The 13,046-nt window shown below is 63.9% G+C and carries 12 protein-coding genes; all 12 read right to left on the reverse strand.

The annotated features are described in order from the left end of the window. Positions 1 to 8 precede the first annotated feature (8 nt). The gene (gene lpxA, locus ACVW16_RS02185) at positions 9 to 800 is read right to left on the reverse strand and encodes an acyl-ACP--UDP-N-acetylglucosamine O-acyltransferase (protein ID WP_456735273.1); all 792 of its coding nucleotides are present in this window, start codon (positions 798 to 800) and stop codon (positions 9 to 11) included. A gap of 171 nt (positions 801 to 971) precedes the next feature. Continuing rightward, entirely contained in the window at positions 972 to 1,433 is a 462-nt protein-coding gene (fabZ, locus tag ACVW16_RS02190) for a 3-hydroxyacyl-ACP dehydratase FabZ (RefSeq protein ID WP_036010015.1), read from the reverse strand. Next, positions 1,430 to 2,497: a UDP-3-O-(3-hydroxymyristoyl)glucosamine N-acyltransferase gene (lpxD, locus tag ACVW16_RS02195; RefSeq protein ID WP_456703775.1), complete on the reverse strand. Its 1,068-nt coding sequence runs from the start codon at positions 2,495 to 2,497 to the stop codon at positions 1,430 to 1,432. Before lpxD ends, fabZ begins: the two co-directional genes overlap by 4 nt. A 149-nt stretch (positions 2,498 to 2,646) precedes the next feature. Beyond that, positions 2,647 to 5,181 (reverse strand): outer membrane protein assembly factor BamA, encoded by a 2,535-nt coding sequence (gene bamA, locus ACVW16_RS02200; RefSeq protein WP_456735274.1) that lies wholly within the window; start codon positions 5,179 to 5,181, stop codon positions 2,647 to 2,649. 173 nt (positions 5,182 to 5,354) lie between these two features. Further along, a complete protein-coding gene (gene rseP / locus ACVW16_RS02205; RefSeq protein WP_456703777.1) occupies positions 5,355 to 6,506 on the reverse strand; it encodes an RIP metalloprotease RseP in 1,152 nt (383 codons plus the stop codon). 43 nt (positions 6,507 to 6,549) lie between these two features. Next, positions 6,550 to 7,773, reverse strand: a complete 1,224-nt coding sequence (dxr, locus tag ACVW16_RS02210) for a 1-deoxy-D-xylulose-5-phosphate reductoisomerase (protein ID WP_456735275.1) — start codon at positions 7,771 to 7,773, stop codon at positions 6,550 to 6,552. A gap of 4 nt (positions 7,774 to 7,777) precedes the next feature. Continuing rightward, a complete protein-coding gene (locus tag ACVW16_RS02215) occupies positions 7,778 to 8,620 on the reverse strand; it encodes a phosphatidate cytidylyltransferase (RefSeq protein WP_456703779.1) in 843 nt (280 codons plus the stop codon). Beyond that, positions 8,617 to 9,375 carry an isoprenyl transferase gene (locus ACVW16_RS02220; RefSeq protein ID WP_456703780.1) on the reverse strand — a complete coding sequence of 253 codons (759 nt, stop codon included), beginning with the start codon at positions 9,373 to 9,375 and terminating at the stop codon, positions 8,617 to 8,619. The genes ACVW16_RS02215 and ACVW16_RS02220 overlap by 4 nt, the downstream gene beginning before the upstream one ends. Positions 9,376 to 9,387: 12 nt before the next feature. Further along, positions 9,388 to 9,951 (reverse strand): ribosome recycling factor, encoded by a 564-nt coding sequence (gene frr / locus ACVW16_RS02225; protein WP_456703781.1) that lies wholly within the window; start codon positions 9,949 to 9,951, stop codon positions 9,388 to 9,390. 67 nt (positions 9,952 to 10,018) lie between these two features. Further along, a complete protein-coding gene (pyrH, locus tag ACVW16_RS02230; RefSeq protein ID WP_456738597.1) occupies positions 10,019 to 10,735 on the reverse strand; it encodes a UMP kinase in 717 nt (238 codons plus the stop codon). 61 nt (positions 10,736 to 10,796) lie between these two features. Further along, positions 10,797 to 11,720 carry a translation elongation factor Ts gene (gene tsf / locus ACVW16_RS02235; protein ID WP_456703782.1) on the reverse strand — a complete coding sequence of 308 codons (924 nt, stop codon included), beginning with the start codon at positions 11,718 to 11,720 and terminating at the stop codon, positions 10,797 to 10,799. A gap of 135 nt (positions 11,721 to 11,855) precedes the next feature. Beyond that, positions 11,856 to 12,845, reverse strand: coding sequence for a 30S ribosomal protein S2 (locus ACVW16_RS02240; protein WP_456703783.1), 990 nt, complete (start codon positions 12,843 to 12,845; stop codon positions 11,856 to 11,858). Positions 12,846 to 13,046 lie beyond the last annotated feature (201 nt).

Genomic DNA, 13,046 nt, shown 5'->3' on the forward strand with positions numbered 1-13,046 from the left:
TGCCGGCATCACTTCGCGATGGCCGGAAGGCAGAGCGGGCGCTTGCCCTTGCCGATGAAGCCGAGGATCTCGGCGATCGCGGGATCATCGCTCCCAAGGGGCAGCACCGCCTCCAGGCGCTCGGCGAACGTGCCGGAGCCATGGAAGAGCTTTTGATAGAATGCGCGCACCGCCGCAAGCCGCTGCCTGGTGAACTTGCGCCGCTTCATGCCGATGAGATTGAGGCTCTCCAGCACCGCGTATTGTCCATTGGCGAGCCCGTACGGGATGACGTCATCGCGCACGCCCGAGAGGCCGCCGACCATCACATAGGAGCCGATTCGCGTGAACTGGTGTACTGCCGACAGCCCGCCGATATAAACGCTGTCGCCGATCTCGCAATGGCCGCCGAGCGTTGCCGATGTCGCGAAGATGGCGTTGTCGCCGACGATGCAGTCATGGCCGACATGGCTGTTGTTCATGAAGTAGCCGTGATTGCCGACGCGCGTCTTGCCGCCGCCCTTGACGGTGCCGACATTCATCGTCGCGCCTTCACGGATGATGTTGCCGGAACCGATCTCGAGTGTGGTCGGTTCGCCCCTGTAGCTGAGATCCTGCGGCGCGCCGCCGAGCACGGCGAACGGCGAGATCACGCAGGCATCGCCAACCGTGGTATGGCCGATGATTGTGACCTGTCCGATCAGCTTGCAATTGGCCCCGATCCGGACGTTGCGGCCGATGATGCAGAAGGGCCCGATCTCGGTGCCTTCGCCGATCACGGCGCCGTCTTCCACCCGCGCGGTGGGGTCGATCTTACTCATCAAGAAGGTCTGGCTATGTGTTGAAGTTACTCGGCTTTCCGGTGGTTAGCGCGACTGCGCCCGATCTGTCCAGTGGAAGCGAATGGGTGAGTGGCGAATGGCGAGCCGCGCAGGGAGGAAAGACATAGTCTCGTCGTCGCTACTCACTATTGGCTGCGCACCACTCCCCCCTCAGTCGGTCAGCATCGCCCCGACATCGGCCTCGGCGACGACCTGGCCGTTGACCTTGGCGTCACCGTGAAACCACCACATCGTCTTGCGGCGGCCGAGCGAGCGCATGTGATACTCGATGGTGTCGCCCGGCAGTACCGGCTTGCGGAACTTGCACTTGTCGATGGTGAGGAAATACACCGCCCGCGGCTTCTCGGTGCCCTCGACCGATTTGATGCCGATCACGCCGGCGGTCTGCGCCATCGCCTCGATCATCATCACGCCCGGATAGACCGGACGCTCGGGGAAATGCCCTTGGAAGGCCGGCTCGTTGAACGTGACGTTCTTGATGCCGATGCCGCTGTAATCGGCGCGGATGTTGATCACCCGGTCGATCAGCAGCATCGGAAAGCGATGCGGCAGGGTCTGGAGGATCGCATTGATGTCCACCAGCTCGAATTTTACAGGTGATTCCGCCGTCATTCCCGCCCCTCGTCCTTCGGATCGGCCTTGCTGTCGCGTACCAGGCGCTCCACCGCGATAATTTCCTTGAACCATTGTTTGGTCGGCTTGGCAAAAAAGCCGCCCCAACGTCCGTTCGGCGGGATGTCGTCCTTGACGCCGCTCATGGCGGTGACCTGGGCCCCGTCGCCGATCTTGAGGTGATTGTTGATGCCGACCTTGGCACCCAACGCCACGTTGTCGCCGATCGTCAGACTGCCCGCGAGCCCGATCTGGGCTGCCAGCAGGCAATTCCGGCCGATCGTCACATTGTGGCCGATCTGGACCTGATTGTCGATTTTGGTGCCCTCCCCGATCACGGTGTCACGCAGGGAGCCGCGGTCGATGGTGGTCCCGGCGCCGACTTCGACATTGTTCTGGATCAGCACACGGCCGGTCTGGGGCACTTTCAGATGACCCTCCGGGCCGAAGAAGATGAAGCCGTAGCCGTCCTGACCGATCGAGCAGCCGGGGTGGATCAGCACGTTGTTGCCGATGAGCGCACACTGGATCGCGGTGCGGGCACCGACGTTGCAGTCCCGGCCGATCTTGACGCCCGGACCAAGGACCACGCCCGCGCCGATCACGGTGCCGCTGCCGATCTCGACATCAGGACCGATGACCGTCAATGGCTCGACGATGACATCGTCCTCCAGCCGCGCCGACGGATCGATGATCGCCGATGGCGCGATGCCGTCAATGCCGGACCAGGATTGCGGCCTCAGCGCATCGCCGTGCCATTGCCGGGCGATCCCGACAAAGGCGCGAAACGGCTGCGCCGCCCGCAGCACCGCGACATGCGCCGGCACCTGGCCCTCGAAGCGGGGGCTGACCAGGCAGGCGCCTGCCTTGGTCGCCTTGAGCTCGTCGGCATATTTGAGGTTGTCGAAGAATGCCAGATGCATCGGGCCTGCCCCGTCGAGCGAAGCAAGGCCCGTGATCACATGGCCACCCCTGGAGGGATCGACCAGTTGCGCCTTGGTCAGCGCGGCAATGTCAGCCAGCGTTGAAGCCGGCGGCTTTTTGAAGAAGGTCGGCTGCGCCATTCCACCCCGCCGCGGTCCGGCTCCGGCATGAAGCGGTCAGGCCGCATCATGCCTCATCTCACGGATTGAGCACGATCTTTCTGGCCGCCGGCCCCAGGGAATTCGAGGACGGAATTCCCAAATGGCCGGCTCATGCCCTGCTGATCGAACTAGAACGAGGTGCCGCCGCCGAACCGGAATTCCTGCGTGTGGTCATATTTGCCCTTGGTGAGCGGCACTGCGTAGTCGAAGCGCAGCGGACCGAACGGCGAGGCCCAGATCAGGCCGACACCAACCGATGACCGGACGACCTTGCTGTCGTCGTAGACCAGACCGGTACAGGTCCCCGTGCTGTTCGGATTGATGGTCGATCCCACGCAATTCGAGTTCCTGGTCGTCGTGTTTTCGCCGGTCAGCGACCACGTCGTCGGCCCCTGGTAGTCGTATAGACCGCCGGCGTCGGCGTAGACCGCACCCTTCAGACCCACTTCCTTCGGCAGGAACCAGAACGGCATCTGCACTTCGAGCGAGGCGCCCCAGTACTTCGTGCCGCCAAGCGCATCCTGGGTGCCGTAGGGGTTGAGGTCGCGCGGGCCGATGCCGTTCGGCGCGAAGCCGCGGACGAGGTTCGGACCCATCTGGAAGTGATCCAGCATGCGCAGATCGTTGTTGCCGATCTTGTTCAGGATACCGCCCTGGAGATGGACGACGCCGACGAGGTCGGACACCAGCGACTGGTAGTACTTCGCATCGGCCGCGGTCTTCAGGTAGGAGACGTCGCCGCCGACGCCGGCGAAGTCCTGCCGGAAGTCGATGAGCAGACCGTCGCTGGGGTTCTTGTTGTTGTCGAGCGTGTTGTAGGTCAGCGTGTAGCCCAGCGCCGAGGTCAGCGTCTTGCCGTTCGCAAGCTCCTTGCGGACCGGCAGAGAGGCCTCGCCGTTGGCGTAGCAACCGAGATTGTTTGACAATGCCGGATCGACGCCGGTCGTCGCGTTGATAAAGGCCGGGCTCGGGTTGAATCCCGGCCCAACGACGTTGTTACAATCCGCCAGGTTGGACGGCAGCGTGATTTCCTGCCGGTAGATCGAATAGCGCAACTGGAGCGACAGATCCTCACGCAAGGAGAAGCCGAGGCGCGGCGAGAAGCCGAGGGTCTTGGTGCCGTAGGAAATGAAGCTGTTGGCCAGCTGCTGGCGCTGATAAACGTCGAGGCCCAGCGCGACGCGATAGTCGAGCAGATACGGCTCGACGAACGACAGCGAATAGCCGCGCGCGTATTGGCCGTAGGTGACCGACGCCTTGGCGAACAGGCCGCGTCCGAGCAGGTTGCGCTCGGATACCGAGACTTCGGCCAGCGCACCGTCGGTCGTGGAGTAACCGCCCGAGATCGAGAAGTCGCCGGTCGATTTTTCTTCGAGATCGACGATCAGGACCACGCGATCGCTGGAAGAGCCCGGCTCCGTCGTGATCTTCACGCTCTTGAAGTAGTCGAGGTTCTTCAGGCGGCGCTCGGCGCGGTCGACCAGCGCACGGTTGTAGGCATCGCCCTCGGAGATGTCGAACTCGCGGCGGATCACGTAGTCCCGGGTACGGGTGTTGCCGCGGATATTGATGCGCTCGATATAGGTGCGCGGACCCTCGTCGACGTTGAACACGACGGAGACGGTGTGCGCATCGAAATTGCGGTCGCCGCCCGGACGCACCACCGCAAAGGCGTAGCCGCGGCGCGAAGCCTCGATCTGCATATCCTCGACCGACTTCTCGACCGATTCGACGTTGTAGACCGAGCCGACGCTGACGCGCGAGAAGTAGCGCAGCGAGCTTGGGTCGAAGTTCGGGATGCTGGTGCGGAAATCGACGTTGCCGACGCGGTACTGCTGCCCTTCCTCGATCTTGAAGGTGACGTTGAAGCCCTTCTTCTCCGGATCGTATTCGGTCAGCGCGGCCACGACCTGAACGTCGGCGAAGCCGTTCTTCAGGTAGAAGCGGCGAATCAGGTCGCGGTCAGCCTCGACGCGGTCAGGGTCGTAGACGTCGCCGCTGCCCAGGAAGCTCAGCAGATTGGTTTCGTGGGTCTTGATGATGTCCCGCAAGCGGTAGGACGAGAATGAATTGTTGCCGATAAACTCGATCGATTTGACCGAGGTCTTGGCGCCTTCGTTGATCGTGAAGACGAGATCAACGCGGTTATTCGGCTGTTCGATGATCTCCGGCGTGACGGTGACGTCGTAGCGGCCGGAGTGACGATAGATTTCAGCGATTCGGAGCGTGTCCGACTGCACCATGGCGCGGGAGAACGTGCCGCGGGCCTTGGATTGCACTTCGGCGGTGAGCTGCTCGTCCTTGATCTTCTTGTTGCCCTCGAAAGCGACGCGCCCTATCACCGGGTTTTCCACGACGGAGACGATGATCTGGCCGCCTGCGCCGCGGTTGATCCTCACGTCCTGGAACAGGCCGGTCTCGATCAGTGCCTTGAGGCCGTCATCGATGGCGCCTTGATCGAGGCGGCCGCCCGGGCCAGGCTTGAAATAGGAGCGGATCGTCTCCAGTTCGACGCGGCGATTTCCTTCGACGGAAATCGACTGCACTGTCTGGGCGAGCGCAGGCGAAGACACCAAAACAGCCCCAACCGGGGCAACCACCGGCGCGCCGAACATGATCAGGGTTGCGAGCAAGCCCCCCCGGAGTCGCAGTCCAAACTTCATTGCGCAACGCGCCCTTATCAGTACCAGACCCAACCCCAACGCCGGTCTGGGAGATTCCCCAAGTTCAAGCCGCTTGTAGCCAATTTCACCGACGCCGCAAACGGCAGAACGCGCCGCAATTTCAATTTCATACCAAGACGTTGCCCAACAGCAACGCCACAAAAAAGCCCTTATCAGGAACCCGGCAATCGCAGGATGTCGTTGTAGGCTGAGAACACCATCAGCATCAGCACCAGCGCGAGTCCGATTCGGAACCCGATCTCCTGCGTCCGCTCGGACAGCGGACGACCGCGGACCACTTCCGCCGAGTAGAACATAAGGTGCCCGCCATCGAGCAGTGGAATCGGGAACAGGTTCAACAGGCCGATCGAGACCGACAGGACGGCGCAGAGGTTGATGAGGAACTGCAACCCGGCATTGGCCGCCTGCCCAGACATTTTTGCGATGCCGATGACACCGCTGACCTCGCTGGGATTGCCGGCGCCCGTGAACAGCGAGCCCAGGAACTTGAAGGTGCTGGTGATGATGAACCAGACCTGCTCAACCCCGATCTTGAGCGCCTCGCCGATGCCGACCGGCGTCGTCGAAACCTCACCTGGCTGGGACTTGTGCTCGACCCCAAGCACTCCGACCTGGTGACGATTGCCGAACGGATCCTTGCGCTCGAGCAGCGCCGGCGTGGCGGTCAGCGACACGACCCCGCCGTCGCGCTTCACCTGGAAGACCAGCGGCGAACCCGCGCTCGTCGCGACGATCCGCTGCATGTCCGCAAAACTCTCGATCGGCTTGCCGTCAATCTGGACGACGACGTCGCCGACCTTGAAGCCCGCGGCGGCTGCCGCACCGTCAGCGACGACGCCGTCCACGCGCGCGATGGTGCTCGGCTTGCCGTAATACAGGGCCATGCCTGCGAAAATCAGGGCGCCCAGAATGAAATTGGCGACCGGGCCGGCGGCAACGATAGCTGCGCGTGGGCCGACCTTCTTGTGGTGGAAGCTGCCGGCGCGCTCCTCCGCCGACATGGCCTCAAGCGTCGCGGCCGACGGGGTGGACGCCTCGCTCTCGTCACCGAAGAACTTCACGTAGCCGCCGAGCGGGATCGCCGAGATCTTCCAGCGGGTACCGTGGCGGTCGTTGAAGCCGAACAGTTCGGGCCCGAAGCCGAGCGAGAACGTCAAAACGCGAACGCCGGCCCAACGCGCGACCAGAAAATGGCCGAGCTCGTGGAAGAACACGACGATGGTCAGGACGAAGAGGAAGGGAACGACGTAGCCGAGGAGCCCATGGCTCAAGGTGTTGAAACTATGGACAAAAAAGTCGATCATCGAATTCCCTCGTCCAGCGCCGCAAGGCCCTGGCCCCAACTGTCTAGGATGCCTTTAAGGCAATTTGAGGCAATAGGGCGGCAGCTTTATTTCGCGCAACATGGTCAACGGATATTGCATCATCCGCTGAGGTCATGGGCCCTTGGTTCCCGCCGCGGACCCAGTCCTCCAGCGTCGCCTCGACCAGCCTGGCAATGGCGCCAAACCGGATCTTGCCGGCGATGAAGGCCGCCACCGCGACCTCGTTGGCGGCGTTGTAGACGGTGGTCGCCCCCTTCCCGGTCCGCAGCGAATCAAAGGCCAGCCGAAGCCCGGGGAACCGCTCGAAGTCAGGCGCCTCGAAGGTCAGCTGGCCGATCTTGGCCAGATCGAGCTTGGCCGCTGGTCCCTTGATCCGGTCGGGCCAGCCCAGGCAATGGGCGATCGGCGTGCGCATGTCGGGCGAGCCCAGCTGGGCCATCACCGAGCGGTCGGAGAACTCGACCATGCCGTGGATGATCGACTGCGGATGCACCAGAACGTCGATCTCATCGGGCGCCAGCGCGAACAGATAGGACGCCTCGATCACCTCGAGGCCCTTGTTCATCATCGAGGCGGAATCGATCGTGATCTTCTGGCCCATGCTCCAGTTGGGATGCTTCAGGGCCTGCTCGAGCGTGGCCTGCTCGATGTCTGCAGGCTTCCAGGTGCGGAACGGACCGCCCGACGCCGTGATGATGACGCGGACCAGCTCGTCACGATTGCCCGATGCCAGCGCCTGAAACAGCGCGTTGTGCTCGGAATCCGCCGGGAGGATGCAGGCGCCAGCTTTCGCCGCGCGCTGCATGAAGAAATCGCCGGCACAGACCAGACACTCCTTGTTGGCGAGCGCGACATGCGCGCCGCGATCGACGGCGGCCAAGGCCGGCTTCAGTCCGGCAGCACCGCTGACCGCGGCCATCACCCAATCGGCAGGACGCGCGCCGGCCTCGATGACAGCGCTTTCGCCCGCGCCGCATTCGGTGGCTGTGCCCGCAAGTGCGGCCTTGAGGTCGGCAAGCCTGGAGCCATCTGCGATCGCGACGAAGCGTGCGGAAAACTCTTTCGCGAGCTTGGCCAGCGCCTCGACATTGCTGTTCGCCGTCAAGGCCTCGACGCGATAGCGCTCGGGCGAAGCGCGCAGCAGATCCATCGTGCTGTCGCCGATCGAGCCGGTGGCACCGAGGACCGTGACGCTGCGAATATCGGTCGCAGCAAGCTTGTTATTACGCAAAGGGACTGCGCTCATATCCTCACCAAACCATAAGACCGCTTCCGGCGCTATGCACACCGTGGCGGAGAAAGCCGATAATCCATGCCACCAGGATGGCGGCGACAAAGCCGTCCAGGCGATCCAGAAGCCCGCCATGACCGGGTATTAAGTGACTGGAATCCTTGACGCCGAACCGCCTTTTCACCGCGGATTCGAACAGATCGCCGGCCTGCGACACCACCGACAGGACGGCGCTCACCAGCAGCAGGGGAATCGCCTTGCCGATGCCGAATCCGGCAAATCCAGATGCGACCGCAAGGCTCGCCACAAAGCCGCCGAACGCACCGGCCCAGGTCTTCTTCGGGCTGACGCGCGGCCACAGCTTCGGCCCGCCGATGCCGCGGCCAGCGAAATAGCCGCCGATATCGGTCGCCCACACCACCAGCAGCACGAACATCAGCGCGGCGAAACCGTTGACAAGATCCTTGCGCAAAAGGATCGAGGCCAGCAGCGCCGCCGCCGCATAGGCAAAGCCCGTCGCAGCCCACATGAACTTGCCACGCGCGATCAGCGTGATGATCGCGCCGCCGACGCAACCAACGACGACAGCGGTCTTGAGCGCGCCGGCGGCAACGCACAAACCCATCATCGCGATGACGAGCGTCCCTGCCCCGGTCAGCGCGGTCGAACCTGCGCCCACCACCATCAGCCATTCCGCGAACAGGCCGATCGATATCAGCGTGACGAGCAGCGCCCACAGCCAGCCGCCGGCATAAGCCAGCGCGATCGTCACCGGCGCCAGCACCAGTCCGGCGAGGACTCGCATCACCAGATTGCTCGGAGCGGGCTTCGTGCCCGCAGGTGCGGCGTCGGATTCGCTCACGAGGCGGATTTCGCGACCAGGCCGCCGAAACGACGTTCGCGCCTGGCAAATTCGGCGATCGCGCTTTCGAGCGCCGCCTTGTCGAAATCAGGCCAGTGGACCGGCACGAACACGAGCTCGCTATAGGCGGCCTGCCACATCAGGAAATTGGACAGGCGCTGCTCGCCGCTGGTGCGGATGATGAGGTCGGGGTCGGGAATGTCGGGCGCGTCGAGATGGGCCCCGACGGTCTCGGCGTCGATCGTATCGGCATCCCGCTTGCCGTCGGCGACCTCGCGCGCGAGCTTCTGCGCCGCTTTCGCGATCTCCTGCCGCGAGCCGTAATTGAACGCGACGACGAGCGTGAGACGCGTGTTGTCGCGCGTCAGCTCCTCGGCTTCGTTCAGCAGCGCGCAGATGTCGCCATCGAGCCCGTCGCGTTCGCCAATGATTCGCACCTTGACCCCATCGCGGTGCAGGCTTGCGAGATCATTGCGGATGAAGCGGCGTAGCAGACCGAAGAGATCGCCGATCTCGCTGGCCGGGCGCGACCAGTTTTCCGAGCTGAAGGAGAAGATGGTGAGATAGCGGATGCCGAGCTCGTGCGAGGCACGCACGACGCGGCGCAGCGCCTCGACACCACGGCGATGCCCCTCCGCCCGCGGCAGACCGCGCGCGGCCGCCCAACGCCCGTTGCCATCCATGATGATGGCGACATGCGCAGGCGCGTCGGACCGATCGGGTCCTTCAGTTGCGGGCGCGGCGGCGTTGGGCATCGAAAAGCGGCCTTAGACGGTGAGGATTTCTTTTTCCTTGGCGGCCAGCAGCTGGTCGATCTCGGTGATGGTGCCGTCGGTCGCCTTCTGCACCTCGTCGGCGTGACGCTTCTGATCGTCCTCCGACATCTCGTGATTCTTCTCGAGCTTCTTCAGCACGTCGAGACCGTCGCGGCGGACGTGACGCGCAGCAACCTTGGCGGCCTCCGCGTATTTATGCGCGACCTTGACCAGCTCCTTGCGGCGCTCCTCGTTGAGCTCGGGAATGCGCAGGCGCAGCACCTGGCCTTCGGTCGCAGGCGACAGGCCGAGATTGGAATCGACGATTGCCTTTTCCACCGGCTTCACCATCGTCTTGTCCCAGACCTGCACCGAGATCAGGCGCGGCTCGGGCACGCTGACGGTCGCGAGCTGATTGAGCGGCATGTGACTGCCGTAAGCCTCGACCTGCACCGGATCGAGCATCGAGGCCGACGCTCGGCCCGTCCGCAAACCGCCAAGCTCGTGCTTGAGCGCGGCGACAGCGCCCTGCATGCGGCGCTTCACTTCGTTGAGGTCGAAACTACCCGTGGCCATCACGTCTCTCCTTTAATAACCCGGCGACCTCACCGCACCCCTTGCTCGGGGCGCGCCAGATGAGCGGTCAGCCGGCGACGACAGTCCCGTTGCCGGCGCCGCGCAGAATCGCGCCGATCGACCCGGGCTCCGCGATCGAAAACACGATGATAGGCAGTGACGTCTCGCGGGCAAGGGCGAAGGCGGTCGCATCCATCACCTTATAGCCGCCCTCGATCGCCTGCGAATGGGTCAGCCGGTCGAACCGCGTCGCGGACGGATCCTTCTTCGGATCGGCGGAGTAGACGCCGTCGACATTGGTTGCCTTCAGCACCGCCTCGGCGCCGATCTCGGCCGCGCGCAGCACGGCGGTCGTATCGGTGGTGAAGAACGGATTGCCGGTTCCACCGCCGAGCAGCAGGATCCGGCCGTCGGCCAGGTATTTGTGCGCCGCGGCGCGGGTGAACAGCTCGGAAATCTCGGGCATGACGAAGGCCGACAGCGCCCTCGCCGGTGTTCCCTTGCGCTCGATCGTGGCTTCGAGCGCGAGGCAGTTCATCATGGTGGCAAGCATGCCCATGGTGTCGCCAGTCGGGCGCGACACGCCGCGCGAGGAGACCTCGACGCCGCGAAAGATGTTGCCGCCGCCGATCACGACCGCAACCTCGCATCCCAGCTGGCGGGCCGCGATCAGATCGTCAGCAACCCGGTCCATGGTCGGCTGATCGATGCCGAAGCCCTGCTGTCCCGCGAGATACTCGCCGGACAGCTTGATCACGACGCGACGATAGACCGGATCAGTCATGAGCACTTTCCTCGTCCGGGCGCCGCTTCCGGCGACCCGCCGGAAGGAGGTGTTCCAGCGCTTACTTCTTGCCGCTGGCCGCTGCGACCTCGGCCGCGAAGTCCGATTCCTGCTTCTCGATGCCCTCGCCGAGAGCATAGCGCACGAAGCCCGCGATCTTCACGGCGCCGCCGACCTTGCCTTCGGCTTCCTTCACCGCCTGCGCCACCGACTTGCCGGTATCGTGGATGAAGGCCTGCTCGAGCAGGCAGACTTCCTTGTAGTAGGTCTTCAGGCCGGACTCGACGATCTTCTCGATCACGTTCTCCGGCTTGCCCTGCTGGCGATATTTGTCGGCCAGCACGTCCTTCTCGCGCTTCACGACGGCCGGATCGAGACCGGAGGGATCGAGCGCGAGCGGGTTGGCGGCGGCGACATGCATGGCGATCTGGCGGCCGAGCGCTGCGAGCTCGTCGGCCTTACCGGGCGATTCCAGAGCGACGATCACGCCCATCTTGCCGGCGCCGTCGACGACCGCACCGTGGACGTAGCTCGACACCACGCCCTGGCTCACTTCGAGGGAAGCTGCGCGGCGCAGCGTCATGTTCTCGCCGATGGTGGCGATCGCGTCGTTGATCGCAGCTTCCACCGTGACGTCGCCGACCTTGGCGGCCTTGATCTTCTCGACGTCGGCGCCGGCGTCGAAAGCGACCTGGGCGACCATCTTGACCAGACCCTGGAACTGGCCGTTGCGCGCCACGAAGTCGGTCTCGGAGTTGACCTCGACCACGACACCCTTGTTGCCCCTGGTGAGCGCGCCGATGAGGCCCTCGGCCGCGACGCGGCCCGACTTCTTGGCGGCCTTCGACAGGCCCTTCTTGCGCAGCCAGTCCTGAGCCGCTTCCATGTTGCCGTCGTTTTCGGTCAGCGCGGCCTTGCAGTCCATCATGCCTGCGCCGGTGGACTCGCGCAGATCCTTGACCATCGCAGCTGTGATCGTTGCCATTCTGGAAAATCCTTCTTGCCTGCCGGTTCGCCGCGGCGTGGCTCCAATTGCCCCGCCGCGGTCCATCTCAGGAATTCGCGTCAACTGAATGAAATGGTGGCCGGACTTGCCCGGCCAACCCATCGCCCGTTTTGACTATTCCGCTTCCGCGGTCAGCGCCTTGGCCTTGGCCACCCAGGCGTCCGCACGGCTCGGCAGACCGACTTCTTCGCCGATCTTGTGTGCGGTGTCGTGATCGAGCTCGGCGAGCTGCCAGTAGTGGAAGATGCCGAGGTCGTTGAACTTCTTCTCGATCGCGCCCGACACGCCCGGGAGCTTCTTGAGGTCGTCGGCGGTGCCGCGCGGACCCGCAAGGCCCTGGAAACCGGCGGTCGAGGGCAGATCTTCGGCCATCGGACGAGCCGACGCACCGATGTCGATGCCCGAATCGCCCTGGGCGCGCGAGATGCCGTCGATCGCCGCACGCGCGACCAGATCGCAATAGAGCGAGATCGCGCGACCGGCGTCGTCATTGCCCGGCACCACATAGGTGATGCCCTTCGGATCGGAATTGGTGTCGACGATCGCAGCCACCGGGATGTTGAGCCGCTGGGCTTCCTGGATCGCGATGTCTTCCTTGTTGGTGTCGATCACGAAGATCAGGTCGGGAAGACCGCCCATATCCTTGATGCCGCCCAGCGAGCGATCGAGCTTGTCGCGCTCGCGCTGGAGCGTCAGACGCTCCTTCTTGGTGTAGGAATTGGCTTCGCCACCGGCCAGCACCTCGTCGAGGTGACGCAGGCGCTTGATCGAGGCCGAGATCGTCTTCCAGTTGGTCAGCGTGCCGCCGAGCCAGCGCGAATTGACGAAATATTGCGCGCAGCGCTTGGCCGCGTCGGCGACGCCGTCCTGCGCCTGGCGCTTGGTGCCGACGAACAGGATGCGGCCGCCCTTGGCCACCGTGTCGCTGACGGCCTGGAGCGCCGCGTGCAGCATCGGCACGGTCTGGGCGAGGTCGACGATGTGGATGTTGTTGCGAGCGCCGAAAATGAACGGAGCCATTTTCGGATTCCAGCGGTGAGACTGGTGACCAAAATGCACGCCAGCTTCGAGGAGCTGACGCATGGTGAAATCGGGTAGTGCCATCGTTCTAATTCTCCGGTTGGTTCCTCCGGAAGCGTGTGAGCAAAACGGAGCGTTGTCGCCCCGGCTGCCACCGGACGGCCTTGTGAGCCATGCTTCCGTGTGAGATGGCGCGCTATATAGCGCCATTTCGGCCAGAAGCAAGGAAATAAGGGCCTTTCGGGGCGTTTACTGCCCGCGAAAGGCCCATTCCCGGATTTCCGT

The sequence above is a fragment of the Bradyrhizobium sp. USDA 4474 genome, assembly GCF_054057515.1.